At 70.2% G+C, this 21716-nt stretch carries 20 protein-coding genes and 1 pseudogene; 11 read left to right on the top strand and 10 right to left on the bottom strand.

Annotated elements, in window-relative coordinates:
* From CQZ88_RS32005 to CQZ88_RS27455, 3 genes and pseudogenes are all read right to left on the bottom strand, one after another.
* Positions 1–211: pseudogene (locus CQZ88_RS32005) on the bottom strand (ABC transporter permease); the annotation flags it as partial.
* Positions 208–891, bottom strand: a complete 684-nt coding sequence (locus CQZ88_RS27460; protein ID WP_238406621.1) for an ATP-binding cassette domain-containing protein — start codon at positions 889–891, stop codon at positions 208–210. The gene CQZ88_RS27460 and the pseudogene CQZ88_RS32005, both read right to left, overlap by 4 nt.
* Before the next feature lie 228 nt (positions 892–1119).
* Positions 1120–1956 (bottom strand): LuxR C-terminal-related transcriptional regulator, encoded by an 837-nt coding sequence (locus CQZ88_RS27455; RefSeq protein WP_037202046.1) that lies wholly within the window; start codon positions 1954–1956, stop codon positions 1120–1122.
* Positions 1957–2210: 254 nt separating this feature from the next.
* On the opposite strand from CQZ88_RS27455, the gene CQZ88_RS27450 reads away from it, so the two are divergent.
* The 4 genes from CQZ88_RS27450 to CQZ88_RS27435 all read left to right on the top strand — a co-directional run bounded on the left by CQZ88_RS27450 (position 2211) and on the right by CQZ88_RS27435 (position 6882).
* The gene (locus CQZ88_RS27450; protein WP_065922031.1) at positions 2211–3842 is read left to right on the top strand and encodes an acyl--CoA ligase family protein; all 1632 of its coding nucleotides are present in this window, start codon (positions 2211–2213) and stop codon (positions 3840–3842) included.
* 72 nt (positions 3843–3914) lie between these two features.
* Entirely contained in the window at positions 3915–4655 is a 741-nt protein-coding gene (locus CQZ88_RS27445; RefSeq protein WP_006930316.1) for a TetR family transcriptional regulator, read from the top strand.
* 160 nt (positions 4656–4815) lie between these two features.
* Entirely contained in the window at positions 4816–5973 is a 1158-nt protein-coding gene (locus CQZ88_RS27440; protein WP_006930317.1) for an acyl-CoA dehydrogenase, read from the top strand.
* Positions 5974–6033: 60 nt separating this feature from the next.
* A complete protein-coding gene (locus CQZ88_RS27435) occupies positions 6034–6882 on the top strand; it encodes a 3-hydroxybutyryl-CoA dehydrogenase (protein WP_102800588.1) in 849 nt (282 codons plus the stop codon).
* Between the two features lie 110 nt (positions 6883–6992).
* On the opposite strand, the gene CQZ88_RS27430 is transcribed toward CQZ88_RS27435, so the two are convergent.
* From CQZ88_RS27430 to CQZ88_RS27420, 3 genes are read right to left on the bottom strand one after another with little or no spacing between them, the layout of a single operon-like run.
* A complete protein-coding gene (locus CQZ88_RS27430) occupies positions 6993–7637 on the bottom strand; it encodes a GTP pyrophosphokinase family protein (protein WP_050035970.1) in 645 nt (214 codons plus the stop codon).
* The gene (locus tag CQZ88_RS27425) at positions 7609–8943 is read right to left on the bottom strand and encodes a nitrate/nitrite transporter (RefSeq protein ID WP_102800587.1); all 1335 of its coding nucleotides are present in this window, start codon (positions 8941–8943) and stop codon (positions 7609–7611) included. The genes CQZ88_RS27430 and CQZ88_RS27425 overlap by 29 nt, the downstream gene beginning before the upstream one ends.
* A 42-nt stretch (positions 8944–8985) precedes the next feature.
* A complete protein-coding gene (locus tag CQZ88_RS27420) occupies positions 8986–9981 on the bottom strand; it encodes an aldo/keto reductase (RefSeq protein WP_050035972.1) in 996 nt (331 codons plus the stop codon).
* Between the two features lie 131 nt (positions 9982–10112).
* Here CQZ88_RS27420 and CQZ88_RS27415 point away from each other — a divergent pair, with 131 nt between their 5' ends.
* Together CQZ88_RS27415 and ilvD are read left to right on the top strand one after the other, a co-directional pair.
* The gene (locus tag CQZ88_RS27415; protein WP_050035973.1) at positions 10113–10685 is read left to right on the top strand and encodes a TIGR03086 family metal-binding protein; all 573 of its coding nucleotides are present in this window, start codon (positions 10113–10115) and stop codon (positions 10683–10685) included.
* Entirely contained in the window at positions 10682–12409 is a 1728-nt protein-coding gene (ilvD, locus tag CQZ88_RS27410; protein WP_102800586.1) for a dihydroxy-acid dehydratase, read from the top strand. Before CQZ88_RS27415 ends, ilvD begins: the two co-directional genes overlap by 4 nt.
* A gap of 53 nt (positions 12410–12462) precedes the next feature.
* Here the strand turns inward: ilvD and CQZ88_RS27405 are convergent, their stop codons facing one another.
* Positions 12463–12825, bottom strand: coding sequence for a helix-turn-helix transcriptional regulator (locus tag CQZ88_RS27405; RefSeq protein WP_006930324.1), 363 nt, complete (start codon positions 12823–12825; stop codon positions 12463–12465).
* 115 nt (positions 12826–12940) lie between these two features.
* Complete coding sequence (locus tag CQZ88_RS27400) at positions 12941–14065, bottom strand: MBL fold metallo-hydrolase (RefSeq protein ID WP_231772402.1); 1125 nt, start codon at positions 14063–14065, stop codon at positions 12941–12943.
* 191 nt (positions 14066–14256) lie between these two features.
* On the opposite strand from CQZ88_RS27400, the gene CQZ88_RS27395 reads away from it, so the two are divergent.
* Genes CQZ88_RS27395 through CQZ88_RS27375 form a run of 5 tightly spaced genes read left to right on the top strand, consistent with a single transcriptional unit; the run spans position 14257 to position 20592 of the window.
* Complete coding sequence (locus tag CQZ88_RS27395) at positions 14257–14766, top strand: DsrE/DsrF/DrsH-like family protein (RefSeq protein ID WP_006930336.1); 510 nt, start codon at positions 14257–14259, stop codon at positions 14764–14766.
* Positions 14767–14790: 24 nt separating this feature from the next.
* Complete coding sequence (locus tag CQZ88_RS27390) at positions 14791–15024, top strand: sulfurtransferase TusA family protein (RefSeq protein WP_029546361.1); 234 nt, start codon at positions 14791–14793, stop codon at positions 15022–15024.
* 4 nt (positions 15025–15028) lie between these two features.
* Positions 15029–16549: a 4Fe-4S dicluster domain-containing protein gene (locus tag CQZ88_RS27385; protein ID WP_102800585.1), complete on the top strand. Its 1521-nt coding sequence runs from the start codon at positions 15029–15031 to the stop codon at positions 16547–16549.
* A 42-nt stretch (positions 16550–16591) separates the two neighbouring features.
* On the top strand, positions 16592–19459 hold the full coding sequence (locus tag CQZ88_RS27380; RefSeq protein ID WP_102800584.1) for a molybdopterin-dependent oxidoreductase: 2868 nt from the start codon (positions 16592–16594) through the stop codon (positions 19457–19459).
* Positions 19456–20592 carry an Mrp/NBP35 family ATP-binding protein gene (locus CQZ88_RS27375; protein WP_102800583.1) on the top strand — a complete coding sequence of 379 codons (1137 nt, stop codon included), beginning with the start codon at positions 19456–19458 and terminating at the stop codon, positions 20590–20592. Before CQZ88_RS27380 ends, CQZ88_RS27375 begins: the two co-directional genes overlap by 4 nt.
* 26 nt (positions 20593–20618) lie before the next feature.
* Here the strand turns inward: CQZ88_RS27375 and CQZ88_RS27370 are convergent, their stop codons facing one another.
* Positions 20619–21281 (bottom strand): hypothetical protein, encoded by a 663-nt coding sequence (locus tag CQZ88_RS27370; RefSeq protein WP_006930345.1) that lies wholly within the window; start codon positions 21279–21281, stop codon positions 20619–20621.
* A gap of 44 nt (positions 21282–21325) precedes the next feature.
* Positions 21326–21716 (bottom strand): DUF6319 family protein (locus tag CQZ88_RS32000; RefSeq protein ID WP_258008825.1); only part of this gene is annotated, 391 nt, incomplete at its 5' end.

Here is a 21716-nt window from a genome sequence, read left to right as displayed (position 1 = left end):
CGGCCGTCGCCGTTTCCACCGCCGGTCCGCCCGCGCCACCGAGCAGCCTGGCCGCATCGGCCATCGCTCCAGCCGCGACGATCACGAACACCACAGGCACAATCACCAGCACCAGCAGGTTCACCGGGTTGCGGACATAGTCGGCCAGGAACCGGCCGATCAGCGCCCGGACGTCGCCGACCGCCGACCGCACGGTGGGGGCGAGGCTCATCGCGGCACCGTCCGGCCCTCCCGCAGATCGACGATGCGATCGAACCGTTGCTCGTCCGCCACGAAATGACTGATGATCAACACCGAGCGGCCCGCCTGCCGACGCTGCGCCACGATCTCCCAGAACCGCAGATAGGTGTCCCAGTCGAACCCGGCATACGGCTCGTCCAGCAACAACACCTCCGGATCGGCCAGCAGCGCCAGCCCCAGGTTCAATTTCGCCAGCGTCCCGCCCGACAACCGGTCGGCACGGGTGCCGGCGTAGCGGTCGAACCCCAACGTGGCGTACAGGTGGCCGCGCGAGCGGTGCGCAACTTCCGGGCTCATCCGGTACGCCCGACCGAACAACTCGAAGTGCTCGTCGCACGTGAGCCGTTCGTAGACCACCGGCTGTTGCGGGCAGTAGCCCAGCCGCCGCGGACGGCGCACACAGCCGGCATCGGCCCGCAGGTCCCCGACGAGAATCTTCATCAGCGTCGACTTGCCCGAGCCGTTCTCCCCCGCCAGCCCGACAACCTCCCCGGGGCGCAGCACCAGGTCCGCCCCGCGCAACACCGGGGTGCGGTGCCGTCGCGGCCACCAGCCGCGACCGAAGCTCTTCTCGATCCCATCAGCCGCCAGCAACGACGACTGCGCCGAATCGGCCGTGGACTCCGGGGAACCGGACTCGGATGCAGCCATCTCTCACCTCGGACACTCGAAGGCGTGCACGCGCCACCGGCGCCTTCTTCCACCGCGGTTGTGGCGGGCGCACTCACCGTAGGTGCCCACCGCTGTAGCCCAGCACGAGATCCGGTGAAGATCTGCTGAAGAACCCATCCGATGTCGGCGCTGCCCACCGCTACCGGCTGGCGCCGAGCCGGGAATCCGCCCCGGTCCGCTCCGGAGGTGGGCTGCGACAAAGCCCTGCTAGGGCAACAGGCCCTGCCGACGGGCCTCGACGACCGCCTCGTGCCGGCTGCCGACCTCGAGCTTGCCCATCAGATTGCGCATGTAGCTCTTGACGGTCTCCACGCTCAGCGACAGCCGCTCGGCGATCTCGGCGTTGCGGCACCCGAGCGCCACGTACGCCAGCACATCCCGTTCCCGCGCCGAGAGCCGCACCGTCGGTGTGGCCGCCCCGCCGGTCAGCGTCCGCAGCTTCTCCTCGACCTCCCGCAGGCGCGCTTCGATCCCCGGGTCGGACGTCTGTGCCGCGATCTCCCGCAGGGCCAGGTAGCTCTCGGTGATGCCCTCCGACACCGACGCGGACACGGCGGACGGGGCGGCGGCGCGGGCGTTGTCGATGAGGGCGACCCGCCGGTCCACCTCGTCCCGGATCTCGATCTCGCGGGCGAGCCTGCGGGCCGACCGCATCACCTGCTCGACGACCACGTCGCCGATCGGCAGGCTGGTCCGCAGGCCGCCGTACAGGGCGGCGCGGGTGCGGCGGCGCACCACCACCGGAACGGCGAGCAGCGACTCGATGCCCTCCCCCGCGACCTCCCGGTCGTACTCGTGGGAGATCTGGGGGGAGTTGAAGTAGTCCGACACCGCACCGGGCCGTTGCTCGGCGACCACCTTGCCGCCGAGTCCGCACTCGGAGCTGATCACCAGGTCGCGGAGGATGCCGCTGCGGGTGCCGACGAAACCGGACAGCAGCATGTCCCCCCCGTGCACGGTGCCACCGAACAGCACGGGCATCCCGGTCGAGATCTGCAGCTGCCGCAGCTCGGCGCGCAGGGCGTCCTCGTCGCTCGGCCGCAGGTGCGCGTGCGGGCCCTGGCGCGTCGCCGCAACATTCGGCGTCCCGACCCGTGTCGATGCCGGGTTCGTCGACGCCGTGCTCGTCGACGCTGGGTTCGTCGACACAGACCTCACCGGAACCACCTCCGAGACCGCGAATACCCACTTCGGAGGGTAGCGGGGAATCTGTCGTGACTCATAACCTCCACCCGTTCCGGTGTTGCAGCGATCACAATGGCGTACACCGACCGAGTGCCGAAGTCCCGGAGGTATCCGTGCCCACCCCCACGTCCGTCCCCACCGCCCGAACGGCGAACCACACCCCGCTCAGCCCCCTGCGGTTCCTCGAGCGTTCGTCGTCCGTGTTCCCCGACCGCACCGCGATCGTCCACGGCGACCGCCGCTACACGTACGCGCAGTTCGCCGACGAGGCGCAGCGCCTGGCCCGCGTCCTGCGCAGCCGGATCCAGCCGGGTGACCGGGTGGCCTTCCTGGCGCCGAACGTGCCGGAACTGCTCATCGCGCACTTCGCGGTGCCGCTCGCCGGAGGCGTGCTGATCGCGCTGAACTCCCGGCTCGCCGGGCCCGAACTCGAGTACATCCTCGGGCACGCCGAGGCGTCGCTGCTGTTCGTCGACTCGGAGTTCGTGGGGTCGGTCGCCGGTGTCACGGCCGGCGTGCCGTCGCTGACGGCGGTCGTGGAGGTGCCGGATTCGACGGTCCCGTACCCCGACGTGCCGGCCGGGATCGTCACCACCCGGTACGACGAGTTCCTCGCCGCCGCCGACGACCTCGACGACACCCCGCTGCACTGGGGCGTCGACGACGAGGAGCAGGTCATCACCCTGAACTACACGTCGGGCACCACCGGCAAGCCGAAGGGCGTGATGTACACGCACCGCGGCGCCTACCTCAATTCCTTCGGCGAGACGTTCCACAACGGGTTCGACGGGAAGACGCAGTACCTGTGGACCCTGCCGATGTTCCACTGCAACGGCTGGTGCACGCCGTGGGCCGTGACGGCGGCCGCCGGCACGCACATCTGCCTGCGGGCCGTGCGGGCGGACGCGATCTGGGACGCCATCGACAACCTGGGCGTGACCAACCTCTGCGGCGCCCCCGCGGTGTGCTCGACCATCGCCGAGGCCCCGCAGGCCCACCGGCTGGACCGGCCGCTGCGGATCACCACGGCGGGCGCGCCCCCGTCGCCGACGGTGATCGCGCAGCTCGAGGCGATCGGCGTGACCGTCGTGCACGTGTACGGCCTCACCGAGGTCTACGGGCCGTACACGATCTGCGAATACCAGGACTCGTGGGACGACAAGCCCGCCGAGGAACGCGCGGCGCTCCTGTCGCGGCAGGGCGTGGGCATGCTGCAGGCGGAGAACGCACGGGTCGTCGACGCGAACATGAACGACGTGCCCGCGGACGGGCAGACGATGGGCGAGATCGTGCTGCGCGGCAACAACGTCATGGCGGGGTACTTCAAGGATCCGGAGGCCACGGCGGAGGCGTTCAAGGGCGGCTGGTTCCACACCGGCGACCTGGGCGTGATGTACCCGGACGGATACATCCAGCTCAAGGACCGCGCCAAGGACATCATCATCTCCGGCGGCGAGAACATCTCCACCGTGGAGGTCGAGCAGGCCATCGTCAGCCACCCGGCCGTGCTGGACGTCGCGGTGGTGGGCGTGCCCGACGAGAAGTGGGGCGAGCGTCCCAAGGCGTTCGTGATCCTGAAGAAGGGCGAGACCGTGACGGCCGAGGAGCTGATCTCCTACACGCGCACGTTGCTCGCCGGGTACAAGGTGCCGCGGGAGATCGTGTTCCCGCTGGATCTGCCGCGGACGCCGACCGGCAAGATCCTCAAGTTCGAGCTGCGGGCCGCGCACTCGGCGCAGGCCTGACGCCGGCCGCGCCGCCGGGTCCGGCGGCGCGGCCGTTTCGACTTCGATACCGCGGATTGGATACTGAGAACCATGGCACTCGGTCCCGACTCCGCCCGCCGCATCGACGCGACCGGCCCCGATCCCGCCCAGTTCCGGGTGCACGTGGTGACGCAGGCGATCCGCCTGTTCTCCGAGTACGGCTACGAGTCGACCACCGTCGAGCAGATCGCGTCGGCCGCGGGAGTGTCGCGACGGACCTTCTTCCGGCAGTTCCGCTCGAAGGAGGACGTGATCTTCGCCGATCACGAATCGCTGCTCGAGCAGGTCGGACACTATCTGTCGGGGAACTTCGACGATCCGTGGGCGGCCGCCGCCGAGGCCGCCGAGCTGGTGTTCGGGCACTTCCGGGACAAGCGGGAGCTTGCGGTGTGGCGGTATCGCGTGGTGCAGCGGGTGCCTGCGCTGCGCGAGCGGGAGCTGGTCACGACGTACCGCTACGAGCGGCTGTTCACCGACTACCTGCGCTCGGCGGTGCCGTCGGAGTCGGGGGTGCGGATCGTCAGCTTCGCGGCCGCGATGACCGCGACGCACAACTTCCTGCTGCGCGCGATGATCCGCGGCGACGAGTCCGCGACGGCTGAGGAACTGCGCCGCGCGCTGCTCGAGGTGCGGCGCTCGTTCGGTGTCGCACCGGGGCAGAGCGCCGCGCCGGCCGTCGGTCCGGCGCGGGACGCCGAGCGCGCGATCACGGTGGTGACCTATCCCCCGGGCACGTCGCCCGCGGAGGTCGCCCGCCAGGTGCAGGCGCAGCTCGAGGCGGCGTCGGACTGACGTCAGGGGGAGGCCGACGATCCACCACCCCCATTGACGTGGCACTGAGTGCCGTGGTTCACTGGAACCGATTTCGTGACGTCGCGAGCCCTCCACTCAGTAGGATGGATGCGACACCCAAACAAGAACTGGCACTGCGTGCCGATAGGAGTCCGCCGTCATGGCCTTCAACCCGGAGTTCGGTCTGTTCAAGCTGGGCGAGGAGCACGATGAGCTCCGCGCCGCCATCCGCGCGCTGGCCGAAAAGGAGATCGCGCCCTACGCCAAGGACGTCGACGAGAACTCCCGCTTCCCGCAGGAGGCCCTCGACGCCCTCAACAAGTCCGGCCTGAACGCGATCCACGTCCCCACGGAGTACGGCGGCGACGGCGCCGACTCGGTCGCCACCTGCATCGTCATCGAGGAGGTCGCCCGCGTCTGCGGTTCGTCCTCGCTGATCCCGGCCGTGAACAAGCTCGGCACCATGGGCCTGATCCTGTCCGGCTCCGAGGAGCTCAAGCAGAAGGTCCTGCCCGACCTGGTCAAGGGCGACATGGCGTCCTACGCGCTGTCCGAGCGGGAGGCCGGCTCCGACGCCGCGGGCATGCGTACCCGCGCCAAGGCCGACGGCGACGACTGGATCCTCAACGGCTCCAAGTGCTGGATCACCAACGGCGGCAAGTCCAGCTGGTACACCGTCATGGCCGTCACCGACCCCGACAAGGGTGCCAACGGCATCTCCGCGTTCATGGTCCACAAGGACGACGAGGGCTTCGTCGTCGGCCCCAAGGAGAAGAAGCTCGGCATCAAGGGCTCCCCGACCGCCGAGCTGTACTTCGAGAACTGCCGCATCCCCGGCGACCGCATCATCGGCGAGCCCGGCACCGGCTTCAAGACCGCCCTCGCGACCCTCGACCACACCCGCCCCACCATCGGCGCGCAGGCGGTCGGCCTCGCGCAGGGTGCGCTCGACGCGGCGATCGCCTACACCAAGGACCGCAAGCAGTTCGGCAAGCCGATCTCCGACTTCCAGGGTGTGCAGTTCATGCTGGCCGACATGGCCATGAAGGTCGAGGCGGCACGCCTGATGGTGTACACCTCCGCGGCGCGCGCCGAGCGCGGGGAGCCGAACCTGGGCTTCATCTCCTCCGCCGCCAAGTGCTTCGCCTCCGACGTCGCGATGGAGGTCACCACGGACGCCGTGCAGCTGTTCGGCGGTGCCGGCTACACCACCGACTTCCCGGTCGAGCGGATGATGCGCGACGCCAAGATCACCCAGATCTACGAGGGCACCAACCAGATCCAGCGGGTCGTCATGTCCCGCGCGCTGCTCCGCTGACGCGGCGGCAGTAAGTTCACCCTGGTCCAACCTTCGTATCGAGGAGAATCTCCCGTGGCAGTGGAATTGATCGGTGTAGTCGGTGGCGGCACGATGGGGGCCGGCATCGCCGAGGTGTGCGCCAAGGCCGGCAGCGACGTGATCGTGCTCGAGACCAGCGAGGAGTTCGCCGACGCGGCCCGCAAGCGCGTCTCCGGCTCGATCGGCAAGGGCGTCGCCCGCGGCAAGATCACGCAGGAGGAGGCCGACGCCGCGATCGCGCGGGTTCGGGTCACCACCGATGTCGCCGATCTCGCCAACCGTGATCTCGTCATCGAGGCGGCACCCGAGATCGAGTCGCTCAAGGTCGACATCTTCACCAAGCTCGACGCGGTCGTGAAGCCCTCCGGCATCCTGGCGACCAACACGTCGTCGCTCCCGGTGATCAAGATGGCCCAGGCGACGTCGCGCCCGGGACAGGTGGTGGGTGTGCACTTCTTCAACCCGGTGCCGGTGATGCCGCTGGTGGAGATCATCTCGGCGCTGACCACCGAGGAGGAGACGGCGAACGCCGTCTTCGACTACGTCAAGAACACCCTCGGCAAGATGACGGTCCGCGCGGGCGACCGCGCCGGCTTCATCGTCAACGCGCTGCTGATCCCGTACCTGACGTCCGCCGTGCGGATGCTCGAGTCGGGCTACGCGACGAAGGAAGACATCGACGCCGCGATGAAGGGCGGCTGCGGCTACCCGATGGGCCCGCTCACCCTCATCGACACCGTCGGTCTCGACGTCACCCTCAACGCCGCCCAGTCGCTGTACGACGAGTTCGCCGAGCCGCACTACGCGCCCCCGGCGCTGCTGCGCCGCATGGTCGACGCCGGCCGCCTCGGCCGCAAGACCGGCCAGGGCTTCTACAGCTACAACTGAGCCCCGCAGCACGAACCCCGTCGCGACGCGCTCGCGGCGGGGTTCGTCGTATCCGTGATCCCCCGCGCGCATCGGTGCCGTCCGCGCGCGGCCACGCCGGGCGAGCGGACCTACGCCGGGGGTGCGTCCCGGTCCGCCTCGGACCGCTCCTCCACGTGCCGCTGCAACGCGCCGATCCGCGAGTCGAGATCCCGGGCGCTCTCCGCGGCGGCGCGCAGTTCGTCGAGCATCTCCCGCGGGACGTGACCGTCGAACTCGGTGCGCAGCCGCGTCGCCACGCTCTCCCACGACTCCATGACCCCGGTGCGGATCTGCACCTCCACGTACACCGTCCGCACCCGGCCGGTCGACGCCACCGGCACCTCCACGACGAGGCACAGCCCGCGGTACCCGTCCGGGCCGGCGCGCTTGATGTAGTCCCTCGCCTCGATCACCCGCACGTCCCGCCGGGCGACGAGCAGGTCCCGTACGCGGTACACGTCGGCGGTGACGGCGCACGTGAGCCGGATCCCGGCGACGTCCCGCCCGAGGTCCTCGACCCGCAGCGGTGGATCGGCCTCGTCCAGGACCGAGTCGGGCGTGGTCAGCCACGTTTCGGCATGCTCGACGGGATCGTAACCGTGGGTGTCGGCGAACTCGCTGCGGACGATGTCGATCTTCGTCCGCAACTCTTCGACACCGAACCCGCAGGTCTTCAGGAACCGAGCCAGATCCCGCCGGAGGATGTCAGTCCGCCCGGGTCCGCTCCCCGTCATCGCCAGCCTCCTCGATCCGCGTCTGCGAATTCGCCGGCCCCGCGCGACGACCGTCGCGCAGCACCTCCCGCAGCGTCCGCGGCGACACGCCCGCCTCGCGGCGGGCCTTGCCGCGGGTGACGAGCACCCCGATGATCGCCACGACCCACACGGGATACTGCGCCAGCCAGGCGACCCGGAACGCCTCGAAGGTGTAGCCGCCGAGACGCTGCAGGATCAACCCCATCGCCTGGATCACCAGCAGGGACGCCAGGAATCCGCCGATGTTGACCATGCCCTGGGCGGTGCCGAGCGCGGTGCTCGGGTTGAATGTCCGCGCATAGTCGAATCCGATCATAGACCCGGGTCCGCCCACCGAGATGGTCACGATCAGGAGGACGAGCAGCCACATCGGGGCCGGCGCCGGCAACAGCAGCACGACCGTCCACATCGCGGCGTTGCTCACCATGATCGACAGCACCAGCCACGATCGGTGCAGCGGGAACCGGCCGCTGAGGATCCCGAGCACCGGGCCGGCCGCGATCGCCGAGACCACGGAGAGGGTGAGCAGCGAACCGGCGGCCGCCGCGGACAGGCCCTGCGCCGACTGGAGGTACGGCACGCCCCACAGCAACGCGAACGTGGTGATGGAGAATTGGGTGCCCATGTGGGTGAAGAAGCCGAGCCGTGTGCCCGGTCTGCGCCACACCACCCTGATCTGCCCGAGCACCTGCCGCATCCCGGCAGCCTCGGTCCGCACGACCACCCCCGGCGGCGCGTCGCGCACCACTGCGACCGCGAGCACGCAGGCGAGCACGCCGAGCGCCGCGGCGCTCGCGAACGCCGCGCTCCACCCCGCTCCGCCCAGGATCAGCACGAAGGGCAGCGCCGAGAGCACCTGACCCAGCTGCCCCAGGATGCCGGTCAGCTGCGACACCAGCGGCACCCGCCGCGTGTCGAACCACACCGGCACCAGCCGCAGCACCGAGATGAAGGTCAGCGCGTCGCCCGCCCCGACGAAGACGCGGGCCGCATAGGCGGCGGGCAGGGACTCGGTGAACGCCAGCACCAGCTGCGCCACCGCCATGATCGCCGCACCCGAGGCGATCATCACCCGGGAACCGAACCGGTCGAGCAGCACCCCGGCCGGGATCTGCATGCTCGCGTACACCACGATCTGCAGGACCACGAAGCCCGACAGCACGGCCGGGGTGATGTCGAAGCGTTCGGTCGCGGCGAGTCCGGATACGCCGAACGACGTGCGATGCATGACGGCCACGACATAGGCGAGGACACCCACGCCCCACACCCACCAACCCCGTTTCATGATGAAACGCCCCTACGCGGCGACGCGACTACCCGCCGGTAGTCACTCCCGGCCCCACGACACCCAGGTCGGGTCCGCGGCCCGCCCACCCACGACCGCGTCGGCGAGGGTGTCGAGCCTGGCGACGTGCTCGTCGGTGAGACGCACGTCGAGCGCGCCGGCGTTCTCGGTGACCCGCGCGGCGGAGCGGCTGCCCGGGATCGCCACCGACGGCAGCCCGAACTGCCGCGCCTTGGCGTCGAGCCACGCCAGCGCCACCTGCGCGATCGTCGCGCCCACCTCGTCGGCCACCGCGCGCACCGCGGCACGCACCTGCAGGTTCGCGGGCAGCGCGTCGGCGGCGAATCGGGGGAAGCGCCGGCGCAGGTCCTTCTCCCCGATCCGGGCGGCATCGAACGCGTCGGTGAGCAGACCTCGGCTGACCGGCGAGTACGGCACGAAGCCGATGCCCAGCTCGGCGGCGGTCGGCACGACGTTCTTCTCGACGTCCCGGGAGACGATGCTCCACTCGGACTGGATCGCGGCGATCGGGTGCACGGCGTGCGCGCGGCGCAGCTCGTCGCCGGTGGCCTCGGACAACCCGATGTGCCGGATCTTGCCGGCCTGCACCAGCTCGGCCAACGCGCCGACCGTGTCCTCGATGGGCACGTCCGGGTCCACACGGTGCAGGTAGTACAGGTCGACGCGGTCCACCCCGAGCCGGCCGAGGGACTCGTCGAGGGCCTTCTTCGCGTACTCGGGACGGCCGTCGATGCCGCGATTACCGCTGCCCAGCGCACCGACGAGCCCGAACTTCGTGGCCACCTGCACCTCGTCGCCGCGGTCCTGCAGCAGCTTCCCGACGACCCGTTCGCTGGTGCCGTCGCCGTAGACGTTCGCGGTATCGACAAACGTGACCCCCAGGTCGACGGCGTGATGCAGCGTCGCCAAGGCCTCGTCGAGATCGACGGGTCCGTAGGCGGGCGAGACCGACATCGCGCCGTATCCCTGTGCGCTGACGGTCAGGCCGGGGGCGAGGTCGACGGTGGGGACGGGCATGACTACTCCAGTACTGTCCGGACGATCGGGGGACCGCACCAGGTGCGGCGACACCGATCCTTCCGAACATCGCGGGCCGCCGCACGCCGGGAAACCCGGTGCCGCCGCCACCGCCCGCCTAGGCTGAATCCATGTCGTACGACTGGCTCGAACTGCAGCACATCGCCCGGCAAGGTTTCGAGAGCCGGCTCTCGGCGGTCACCGACTGGTCCGCCCCCACCCCCGACACCGAATGGGACGTCGCCACCCTGGTCCGGCACGTCGTGGACGAGCAGCGGTGGGTGCCGCCGCTGCTCGCCGGCAGGACGATCGCCGAGGCGGAGGCCGAACTCGACCCGCTCGGCGACGACCTGTCCGCCGAATGGGACCGGCACGCCGTCGACGCCTCCGTCGCGTGGGCGTCCACCGACCCGGACAAGCAGGTGCACCTGTCCTACGGGATGGTGCCCGTCCGCGACTATCTGCGGCAGCAGGTCGCGGACATCGCGATCCACACGTGGGACCTGGCCCGGGCCGTGGGGGCCGACGAGCGCCTCGATCCCGACCTGGTGGCGGCCGTGTGGGAGGACATACAACCGCAGCGGGACATGCTGGCCGCGAGCGGGCTGTTCGCGCCGCCCGTGCCGGTGCCCGACGACGCGGCCGTGCAGGACCGGTTGCTGGCGCTGACCGGGCGTGATCCCCGGTCGGGAGGAACGCGATGAGCACGCCGACCGAGCCGGAGGCGAGCAGCGCGACCGAGCCGGACATCAAGCCCCGCAGCCGCGACGTCACCGACGGCCTCGAGAAGACCGCGGCGCGCGGCATGCTCCGCGCGGTCGGCATGGGCGACGACGACTGGGGCAAGCCGCAGATCGGGGTGGCCTCGTCGTGGAACGAGATCACCCCGTGCAACCTGTCGCTGGACCGGCTGGCGCAGGCGGTCAAGGACGGCGTGCACGCCGCCGGCGGGTATCCACTCGAGTTCGGCACGATCTCCGTCTCCGACGGCATCTCGATGGGCCACGAGGGGATGCACTTCTCGCTGGTGTCGCGGGAGGTGATCGCCGACAGCGTGGAGACGGTCATGCAGGCGGAGCGGCTCGACGGGTCGGTACTGCTCGCAGGATGCGACAAGTCCCTGCCCGGAATGCTGATGGCCGCCGCGCGTCTCGACCTGGCGGCCGTGTTCCTGTATGCGGGGTCGATCCTGCCGGGCGTCGCGAAGCTGTCCGACGGATCCGAACGCGACGTGACGATCATCGACGCCTTCGAGGCGGTCGGCGCCTGCGCCCGCGGGCTGATGAGCCGGGAGGACGTCGACGCGATCGAGCGGGCCATCTGCCCCGGCGAGGGCGCGTGCGGCGGCATGTACACGGCGAACACGATGGCCAGCGCGGCCGAGGCGCTCGGCATGTCGCTGCCGGGAAGCGCGGCGCCGCCGGCGACGGACCGCCGCCGCGACGGGTACGCCCGCCGCAGCGGGCAGGCCGTGGTGAACCTGCTGCGCCGCGGCATCACCGCCTCCGACATCCTCACGAAGGAGGCGTTCGAGAACGCGATCGCCGTGGTGATGGCGTTCGGTGGGTCGACCAACGCGGTGCTGCATCTGCTCGCGATCGCGCACGAGACGCAGGTCGAGCTGAGCCTGGACGACTTCTCCCGCATCGGTGCGCGCGTCCCGCACCTGGCCGACGTCAAGCCGTTCGGCCGGCACGTGATGCAGGACGTCGACCGCATCGGCGGCGTGCCGGTGATCATGAAGACCCTGCTCGACGCGGGCCTGCTGCACGGCGACTGCCTCACCGTCACCGGGCGGACCGTCGCCGAGAACCTGGCCGAGATCGCTCCGCCCGACCCGGACGGGAAGGTGTTGCGCGCACTGAGCGAACCCATCCATCCCACGGGGGGCATCACGATCCTGAAGGGCAGCCTCGCCCCGGGCGGCGCGGTGGTGAAGTCCGCCGGGTTCGACGAGTCGGTGTTCGAGGGCACCGCCCGGGTCTTCGAGCGCGAGCGTGCCGCGATGGACGCGCTCGAGGACGGCACGATCACCGCGGGAGACGTGGTGGTGATCCGGTACGAGGGCCCGAAGGGCGGGCCGGGAATGCGGGAGATGCTCGCCATCACCGGCGCGATCAAGGGTGCCGGCCTCGGTAAGGACGTGCTGCTGCTCACCGACGGGCGGTTCTCCGGCGGCACGACGGGCCTGTGCGTCGGGCACGTGGCTCCCGAGGCGGTGGACGGTGGCCCGATCGCCTTCGTCCGCGACGGCGACCCGATCCGCCTCGACGTCGCGAACGGCACCCTCGACGTGCTGGTCGACGAGGACGAACTCGCGTCCCGCCGGCAGGGGTGGGAGCCGCTGCCTCCCCGCTACACCCGCGGGGTGCTGGCCAAGTACACGAAGCTGGTCGGTTCGGCGTCGAGCGGCGCGGTCTGCGGCTGACCCGATTCGCGGATCCGTCGAGGCGGTGGAGAATCGGCCTGCGCGACGGCGCCCTACAGATCGAGGCCGAGGTCGACGTCCCGGCCGTCGAGGGCGCCCCGCAGGATCGCCTGGTCGGCCAGGTCCTCGGCCAGGAATTCCCGGAGCAGGTCCACCGCCTGCACGATCTTCCGGCTGCGCAGCGAATAGAAGACGTTGTTGCCGGAACGTCGCGCGTTCACGATGCCGCGCTCGCGGAGAACGGACAGATGCTGGCTGGCGTTGGACTGGCTGAAGCCCAGCGCCTCGCACAGGTCACCGACGCTGAGTTCGCCGTCCCGCAGCTCGTTGATGATGAGCAGTCGCTTGGGGTCGGCGATGGCCTTGCAGACTCGGGCGTGGAGTTCCTGCAACTGTGCCGCGATGTCCTGTTCCATCACCCCTCCGAACCGAGCGTCGGGTGCCGATTATAGGTGCGCCGGCCGGGCGGCAGCGGATCGCGGCGGGGCGCCGGCCCGGCGAGCGCGACGGTGCCGTCGGTGGCCGCACCGCTCAGTGGGCGGTCTTCAGCGAGGTGGCTGCCGCGCATTGGTTGCGGCCGACGTCGAGGACCTCGAGCTCGTCGTCGGCGGGGGCGAGTTGTCCGGCGTTCACGCGGCGGATCGTCTCGTAGGTGTGCGGGGCTGCGGGCAGCGAGTTCACGATCTGCTCGACGAAGCGTTCGAGGGCGTGCTCGTTCAGCAGTGTGGCGGTGAAAACCTCCTCCAACGTGGTGACGACCAGTCCTTCGGCGTTGATCTCCTCGCTGCTCGACCAGTGGGCCGGGGCGATCATCGTTCGCGGGTCGAGGGGGCGCAGCCTGTCGTGCACGCTGCGGAACAGATCCCGCGCCAGCTCCTCGGCCCGGCCGGTCAGGTCGGGCCGGCCGAGTCCCCGGACGAAGACGGTGTCGCCGACGAGCAGGACCGAATCGCTGACCAGCAGCGCCGTCGTGCCGGGGGTGTGGCCCGGCAGGTGCATGGTCATGGCCCGGACGACGGTGGACCCCAGGTCGAGTGCGTCACCCTCCTTCAGCGGCCGGTTGGGGAACGGGACGATGCCGCCGGCGTCCTCCGGCGGCAGGTGATACTCCGCATCGAGCCGGGCGGCCAGTGCCGGGCCACCACTGACATGGTCCGCGTGCACGTGGGTGTCCACGACGTGCACGATCGAAACATCTTGCATTCGAGCAAGTTCCAGGTATGCCTCGGTCGATCTGGCGGGGTCGACGACGATGCCGCGGCCGCCGGGCACGCCGACGAGGTACGACAGGCAGGCCTTCGCCGGGCGCTGGAACTGCCAGATGCGCACGTCGCCGGGGAGTCCGGTGATCTCGACGGGAACGAGGAGCCGGTTCCACGCGTCGGTACCGCCCTCGAGGGAGCGGGTGCGCAGGCCCAGCGTCTCGAACTCCTCGGCGACCAGTTCGGAGCCGTTGCCCTGTCCGCAGACGACGACGGCGCCCGCCCGCGTGACGGCGGCCTGTTCCTCGAGTTCTTCCATCACCCGATAGACCGGGACGTGGCGAGTGGGAACGGGCCGGGGTCCTTCGATCCGGCCGGCCCGGAAATCCTCGGTGCTACGGATGTCGAGGATCTCGGGAACGGTGCCCGCCTGGAGCTCGCGAAACAGTTCCAACGCTGTGACGGTATCGGCCACGTGTCCTCCCAGGGACGAAACGGGCGGGTGGTCCGCACACCGGGAGGGTGACTTTCCGAACCATCTTGCGGTATGCGCATACACGAATGTAGTGTTCTGGATCACATATCGCAACACTCCGCGCGAAGGCCGCACGAGGCCTCCCCGGCAACCACGAAAGGGGCCGGCGCATGTCGGACAACCCGCAGCGTGACGTCGACGACGCCCCGGAGAGCATGACGATCGTGGCGTGGAGCGGCGATCTGGACAGAATGTGGCCAACCCTGATCCTCGGCTCCACCGGCGCCGCCTACGGCATGTCCACGACGATCTTCTTCACCTTCTGGGGACTGTTCCCCCTGGTGCGCGACGACGTCCGGATCACCGGCACCGACGCGATGACCAAGGCGCTGGCCGGCATGAACCGGCCGGGCATGCGGCACATGAAGCTGTCGAAGCTCCACCTGGCCGGCGCCGGGCCCTGGATGATGAAAAGACTTGCGCGCCAGAAGAACGTGGCCCACCCGGCCGAGCTGGTCGAGATGTGCACCGAGCTGGGCGTGAACCTGTGGCCGTGCGAGATGACCATGGACCTGCTGGGCCTTCGCCGCGACCAGCTCCTCGAGGGAGTGGGCGAGCCCGTCGGTGCCGCCACCGCCCTGTCCGCGATGAGCAGGTCCCAGATCAGCCTCTTCATCTGACCCTTCGGAACCCAGGAGCGGACCGTGGACTACCAGATCGACGTCGTCGTCGACGCCAAGGGACAGAAATGCCCGATGCCCGTGCTGCTCGCCTCGCGTGCGATCAAGAAGCTCGAGTCCGGGCAGATCCTGCTCGTCGAGGCCACCGACGGCGGATCGAAACGCGACATCCCGTCGTGGGCGACCGACACGGGAAACGAACTGCTGGACAACAACAGCGAGGACGGCGTCCACCGCTACCTCATCCGGAAGAAGTGAGACGGTGCGCTACGGCTTCGCGATCGATCAGCGCACGTGCATCGGCTGCCACGCCTGCACGGTCGCCTGCAAGACCGAGCACGAGGTGCCGCTCGGCCAGTTCCGCACGTGGGTGAAGTACGTCGACGCGGGTGAGTTTCCGAACACCACAAGATCTTTCGGTGTGATGCGCTGCAACCACTGCACCGACGCACCGTGCGTGAAGATCTGCCCCACCGGCGCGCTGTTCAAGCGCGACGACGGAATCGTCGACTTCGACAACGAGCGCTGCATCGGCTGCAAGAGCTGCATGCAGGCGTGCCCCTACGACGCCATCTACATCGATCAGGACACCCACACCGCGGCGAAGTGCAACATGTGCGCGCACCGCGTCGACAACGACATGGAGCCTGCCTGCGTCGTGGTGTGCCCCACCCACTCGATCTGGGTCGGCGACCTCGACGACCCGACCAGCGGCATCGCCACCCTGGTCAGCACGCAGCAGACCGCCGTGCGCTCGCCGGAACAGAACACCGGGCCGAACGTCTTCTATCTCGGTGCCGACCGGGCGGTCCTCGATCCGCTGGTCGCCCCGGTCGCCGACACCTACATCTGGGCCGAGCCGGACGCGCACCGCCGCGAGACCGCGGCCGACCTGCCCGGGGATCGCACCACGAAGGCTCGCACCACGCTGAACACCGCGCATCCCCGGCCGTGGGGATGGCGCGTGACGACCTACCTGTGGACCAAGGCCGTCGCCGCCGGCGCCCTCGCCGTCGCGGGGCTGGCCCACATCCTGGGCATCGACCTGGGGTGGCTGGGCGACTACGCGGCGCCCGCAGTGGCCATGGCGGGCGCAGCCCTCACCGGAGTCCTGCTGATCTGGGACCTGAAGCGGCCGGAGCGTTTTCTCTACATCTTCCTGAGATCCAACTGGTCCTCGTGGCTCGTGTGGGGCGCCTACGCGCTGGCCGCCTTCGGCGGGGTGGCCGCCCTGTGGGTCCTCGCCGCCTTCCTCGGATCGGCTTGGGGCGCAACCGTGCTCGCCTGGGCCGCCCTGGCCTCCGGCGCGCTGGTCGCCGGCTACACCGGATTCCTCTTCGGGCAGGCCGAGGGCCGCGACCTGTGGCAGTCACCGTTGTTGTTCTGGCACCTGCTGGTTCAGGCCGCCATGGTCGGGACCGGGGCGCTGCTCGTCGTCGCGCCGTTCGCGGGTCTCTCCGACGGGGCGGTCGGCTTCCTCGTGCGCGTCTTCGTGCTCTCGACCGGACTGCACCTGCTGATGCTGGTCATCGAGTACTCCGGCCGGCACGCCAGCCGGCAGGCGACCCTGGCCGCGCACATCATCACCCGCGGCCGCTACGCCCGGCTGTTCTGGCTGGGGGCGATCGTCCCGGCAGTGGTGGCGGCCGCACTGGCCGCCCCGTCGTGGAACGGCTCCGCCGGTGCCGCCCTCCTCGTCGCGGCCGGCCTGCTGACGCAGATCTCACTGCTGGCCTACGAGACTGCGTTCGTCCGGGCGGGCCAGGACCCACCCCTGTCGTGAGCGGCCCGACCGGCACCCGACCACCCACCCGAAGGGAACCCCATGACTGCCGAGACGGAGCACACCCCGACCGGGTCGGCGCTGCCCGGTCAGCGCACGCACGAGCGGCTGCGGAACTTTCCTCCGGTCGAAAACTGGGACCACCACGTCGAATACGACGCCAAGGCCCACCCTCGTAAGGTGCCGCACGAATACATGCTGGTGCCCACCACCTGCTTCAACTGCGAATCGGCGTGCGGCCTGCTCGCATACGTGGACAAGTCCGACCTGTCCATCAAGCGGCTCGAGGGGAACCCGGCGCATCCGGGCTCACGCGGACGCAACTGCGCCAAAGGTCCCGCGACCATCAACCAGATCAAGGACCCCGAGCGCATCCTGTACCCGCTCAAGCGCGTCGGTGCCCGCGGCAGTGGGCAGTGGGAGCGCATCGGCTGGGACGAGGCCCTCGACGACATCGCCGCCCGGATCCGGGCCGCCATCGTCGAGGACCGCCGGGACGAGGTCGTCTACCACGTGGGCCGACCCGGCGAGGACGGCTTCGCCGAGCGGTTCCTGCTGGCGTGGGGGGTGGACGGACACAACAGCCACACCAACATCTGCTCCGCCGGCGCCCGGCTGGGCTACGCCCTGTGGGGTGGCTACGACCGGCCCTCACCGGACTACGCGAACGCCAAGGTCATCCTGCTGATCTCGAGCCACCTCGAGACCGGGCACTACTTCAACCCGCACGCGCAGCGGATCATGGAGGGCAAGGTCGAGGGCGGCGCCAAGGTCGTCGTGCTCGATCCGCGGCTGTCGAACACCGCGTCCCACGCCGACCTGTGGATCGCCCCGTGGCCCGGCAGCGAGGCGGCGATCCTGCTGTCCGTCGCGTCGTACCTGCTGCGCACCGGCCACATCGACCGGGCATTCCTGCGCCGCTGGGTGAACTGGCCCACCTACATGAAGCACCGCCACCCCGACCTGCCCGCCGACGACTTCGACGTGTTCGTCGGCGCACTGACCGAGGACTACGCCTGCTTCACCTTCGCCTTCGCCGCGCAGGAGGCGCAGGTACCCGAGAAGCAGATCGCCGAACTCGCCCGGATCGTCGCCACCGCCGGCTCGGCCCTGTCGGCGCACGTGTGGCGGGCGGCGACCGCCGGCAACCTCGGCGGGTGGCAGGTCTCGCGGGCCCTGTTCTTCCTCAACGTCCTCACCGGCAGCGTCGGCACCAAGGGCGGCACCAGCCCCAACGGCTGGGACAAGATCATCGCCCACGGCCCGAACCTGCCCCAGGGACACGAGTCCTGGAACGAGCTGCTCTGGCCCCCCGAGTTCCCCCTGTCGACCAACGAGATGTCGATCCTGCTGCCGCATCTGCTCCAGGACGGCCGCGGCACGCTGTCGATGTACTTCTCGCGCGTCTACAACCCGGTGTGGACCAACCCCGACGGCTTCAGCTGGCTGGAGGCCCTGACCGACGAATCGCTCGTGGGCTGCCACGTCGCACTCACCCCCACGTGGTCCGAGACGGCAACCTTCGCCGACTACGTCCTGCCCATGGGGCACAGCACCGAGCGGCACGACACCCAGTCCTACGAGCAGTACGCCGGCAAGTGGCTCGGATTCCGCCAGCCCGTCACCCGGGTGGCGCTCGAGCGCATGGGCCGGAGCGTGTCCGACTCCCGCGAGTCCAATCCCGGAGAGGTGTGGGAGGAGAACGAGTTCTGGTTCGAGCTGTCCTGGCGCATCGACCCCGACGGCAGCCTCGGCATCCGCAAGTTCTTCGAATCCCCCTACCGGCCCGGGCAGAAGGTCACCGTCGACGAGTACTACCGGTGGGTGTTCGAGAACAGCGTGCCCGGCCTGCCGAAGGCCGCGGCCGACCAAGGGCTCACCCCACTGGAGTACATGCGCAGATACGGCGTCTTCGAGGTCGCCAAGGACACCTACCGGCTCGACGAGCGGCCGCTGACGGCCGCCGAGACCGAGGGGGCGGACCCGGACGAGCACGGGGTGCTGCGCAAACCCGTCACCCTGGACTCGACCCCGCCGCTCGTCGGCGAGGCGGGTGCCGTCGGTGTCGTCCACGAGGACGGCAGCAGGACCGCCGGGTGGCTCACCCCGTCGCGCAAACTCGAGCTGTTCAGCGAGACCATGGTCGACTTCGGGTGGGAGGAGTACGCCACGCCCGGCTACATCGAGTCCCACGTCGGGCACCGCTCGATCGACCCGGCGAACAACGAGATCGTGCTCGTGCCGACCTTCCGCCTGCCGACCCTGGTCCATACTCGGTCCGCGAACGCGAAGTACCTCAACGAGATCAGCAACACGCATCCGCTGTGGACGAATCCCTCGGACGCCGCGCGCTTCGGCGTCGGCACGGGTGACCTGGTCCGGGTCAACACCGAGATCGGGTACTTCGTGGCCCGTGTGTGGGCGACCGAGTCGATCCGCCCCGGCGTCCTCGCGCTCTCGCACCACATGGGCCGCTGGCGCACGTCCGAGAACGCCGGATCCCGTTGGGCTATGGGCCTCGTCGATCTCGACAACGACGGAGACGGGGTGTGGCGGTTGCGCTACAAGCAGGGCGTACAGCCGTTCCGCAGCGACGACCCGGACAGCGAGCGGATCTACTGGGAAGACCCCGGCGTGCATCAGAACCTCGCCTTCGCCGTGCACCCCGACCCGCTGTCGGGCATGCACTGCTGGCACCAGAAGGTGCGCGTGGAGAAGGCCCACACCGACGACCGGTACGGCGACGTGGTGGTGGACACCCGGCGGTCCCGCGAGGTCTACCGCGCCTGGCTGGCATATACCCGGCCCGGCCCCAGCCGGTCCGGGCTGCGCCGCCCGGAGTTCCTGATGCGCCCGGTCAAACCCCGCCGGCGTGCCTTCCGCGCGCCCGGGACGGAGGAGCGAACATGAGCCTGCTGTCGCGGAGGACGTCCGGCCCGGCGGTCTCCGCGGCTGCGGTGCGTGCCGCGCTGGCCCGGGTCGAGGATCCCGAGCTGCATCTGCCGCTCGAGCAGGCCGGCATGCTCGGCGAGGTGAGGATCGATCGCTCCGGACTCGTCCGGGTGACCGTCCGGCTCACCACCTCCTCGTGTCCGATGCAGGCCTCCCTCTCCGCCGACGTCACCGCGGCCGCCGGGGCAGTCGCCGGCGTGACCGGCGTCGAGGTCGTCTTCACGGCGATGAGCGAAGCCGAGCGGAGGCGGCTCGCCGCCCGCTTGCGCGGCACGAGACCAGAGGACGCTCCCCCCTTCGGTCCCGATTCGGCGACCCGGGTGTACGCCGTGGCCTCCGGCAAGGGCGGCGTCGGCAAGTCGACGCTCACGGCCAACCTCGCGGTGGCGCTGGCCCAGCAGGGCAAGCGGGTCGGCGTTCTCGACGCCGACGTCTGGGGTTATTCCGTTCCGCATCTGTTCGGGGTGCACCGCGCACCGGTCGCCCTGCACGGAACGATGCTGCCGGTCGAGGCGTGCGGCGTCGCCCTCATGTCCGTCGGGTTCTTCGTCCGCGACGACGAGCCGGTCGTCTGGCGCGGCCCCATGCTGCACAAGGCGATCGAGCAGTTCCTGCGCGACGTGTACTGGGGTGAACTCGACGTCCTGCTCATCGACCTGCCACCGGGCACCGGAGATGTGACACTCTCGCTGCTCGAACTCGTGCCGGACGCGGCGCTCCTCGTCGTCACCACGCCCCAGCCGGCGGCCCAGACCGTCGCTCAACGGGTGGGCCGCATGGCGCGTGATCTGCGGATGCCGGTTGCCGGCGTCGTGGAGAACATGTCGGCGCTGGTGTGCTCGTCGTGCCACGCGAGCACACCGTTGTTCGGTACCGGAGGCGGCGAGCGCCTCGCCCGGGCCGTCGCGGCACCGCTCCTCGGGCAGGTGCCCCTCGACCTCGACCTTCGCGCGGCGGGCGACAGCGGCATCCCGGCCATGGTGGCGACGCCGCACGCCCATTCCGTCTCGCAGATCCGGCAGATCGCCGCGGCCCTGCCGGCCCCGAGACGAAGCCTCGTCGGCCGGCCGCTACCGCTGTCGGTCCCGTAGCCGGCCGACGAGCCCGCGCCTGTACGTCAGATGGGGCGGTAACCCGCGCCGACGCCGCCCCGGGCGTCGACGTCGCCGAGGATCGTGACGAAGTTGGTGCCCACCTCCGGGCCGATGCACGGTGTGAGCAGGTAGGCGTTGACCATCGCGACGAGCGTCGTGCCGACGACCAGCGGGGCGCCGGAGTCGCCCTCGACGACGCACACCTGCGTCCAGGTCTCCTGGGAATTGAACACGTCGCCCCACACGACACCACAGGTGTTGCCGGTGGTGCGGCCTTCCTTGCACGCCACGTTGGGGAACCCCACGGGGGTGCCGACGCCGGTGATGGTGACGTTGCCGACCCGGTTCACCGGCGCGACGCGGCCGCGGTCGAACTCGATCACCGAGTAGTCGAGCACCTCGTTGGTGCCGACGATGCGCCCGACGACCCCGGCCCCGGGGTCCGCCTCGGACTTCACGGTCGTCCCGGGACCGCCGCAGTGGCCGGCGGTGAAGCCGACGAGCCGGCCGGCACGGTCGTTGCCGATCGTGGCGAGCGTGCAGTCGAACAGATCCTCGGATCCGTTGCCGAGCGTGATGCCCGACCCGCCCCCGAGCGGAACCGGCGGCGCCGCCACCGCGACCCCCGTCCCACCTGTCAGCAGTGCGACCCCCGCGACGATCGCCATCGCAACGCGCTTGAACATGAGCCCTCCCGCCCGGCCGGTTCCGGCCGCATCAGCGGATCAGACTACCCGGTCGGGCCCGATCCCAGGCTCTCCAACGCCTTTCTGGCCTCCTCGAGTTCGCGGCTGAGCTGCGCGACGCGTTCCTCCGCGGCCTGGCGCGCCGCGTCGATCACGGACCGGACCGCCTCGAGGGCCGCCTCGTCGCCGAGCTCGAGCACGGCGCGCTCCACGGCGTCGGGGCTGACGGGATTGGCCTTGCTCAGGCGCCGGGTGCCCTGCGCGACACCGACCGTCCACTCCTGCTCGGGGTCGATGGTGATGGTGACGGTCACGCCGGGCTGCTTCTTGGGCCGGCGCGACGCCGCCTTCGGCTTCGGGGTCGCGCCGGTCTGCGGTTCGGGTGCGGTCGGCGGCACGGTGGTGGTCTCCTTCGTGGCGGGGGTGGATGCCGGG

The organism is Rhodococcus sp. ENV425, assembly GCF_002887785.1.
Taxonomy (GTDB): Bacteria; Actinomycetota; Actinomycetes; order Mycobacteriales; family Mycobacteriaceae; genus Rhodococcus; species Rhodococcus aetherivorans.
This window is presented reverse-complemented; position numbering and strand designations above follow the sequence as displayed.

What these genes read in the sequence shown, in the direction of transcription:
- CQZ88_RS27460 (WP_238406621.1), bottom strand. Translation starts at nt 891, where the DNA reads ATGGCTGCATCCGAGTCCGGTTCCCCGGAGTCCACGGCCGATTCGGCG.
- CQZ88_RS27445 (WP_006930316.1), top strand. Translation starts at nt 3,915, where the DNA reads ATGGCACTCGGTCCCGACTCCGCCCGCCGCATCGACGCGACCGGCCCC.
- CQZ88_RS27440 (WP_006930317.1), top strand. Translation starts at nt 4,816, where the DNA reads ATGGCCTTCAACCCGGAGTTCGGTCTGTTCAAGCTGGGCGAGGAGCAC.
- CQZ88_RS27430 (WP_050035970.1), bottom strand. Translation starts at nt 7,637, where the DNA reads ATGACGGGGAGCGGACCCGGGCGGACTGACATCCTCCGGCGGGATCTG.
- CQZ88_RS27425 (WP_102800587.1), bottom strand. Translation starts at nt 8,943, where the DNA reads ATGAAACGGGGTTGGTGGGTGTGGGGCGTGGGTGTCCTCGCCTATGTC.
- CQZ88_RS27420 (WP_050035972.1), bottom strand. Translation starts at nt 9,981, where the DNA reads ATGCCCGTCCCCACCGTCGACCTCGCCCCCGGCCTGACCGTCAGCGCA.
- CQZ88_RS27415 (WP_050035973.1), top strand. Translation starts at nt 10,113, where the DNA reads ATGTCGTACGACTGGCTCGAACTGCAGCACATCGCCCGGCAAGGTTTC.
- ilvD (WP_102800586.1), top strand. Translation starts at nt 10,682, where the DNA reads ATGAGCACGCCGACCGAGCCGGAGGCGAGCAGCGCGACCGAGCCGGAC.
- CQZ88_RS27405 (WP_006930324.1), bottom strand. Translation starts at nt 12,825, where the DNA reads ATGGAACAGGACATCGCGGCACAGTTGCAGGAACTCCACGCCCGAGTC.
- CQZ88_RS27395 (WP_006930336.1), top strand. Translation starts at nt 14,257, where the DNA reads ATGTCGGACAACCCGCAGCGTGACGTCGACGACGCCCCGGAGAGCATG.
- CQZ88_RS27380 (WP_102800584.1), top strand. Translation starts at nt 16,592, where the DNA reads ATGACTGCCGAGACGGAGCACACCCCGACCGGGTCGGCGCTGCCCGGT.
- CQZ88_RS27375 (WP_102800583.1), top strand. Translation starts at nt 19,456, where the DNA reads ATGAGCCTGCTGTCGCGGAGGACGTCCGGCCCGGCGGTCTCCGCGGCT.
- CQZ88_RS27370 (WP_006930345.1), bottom strand. Translation starts at nt 21,281, where the DNA reads ATGTTCAAGCGCGTTGCGATGGCGATCGTCGCGGGGGTCGCACTGCTG.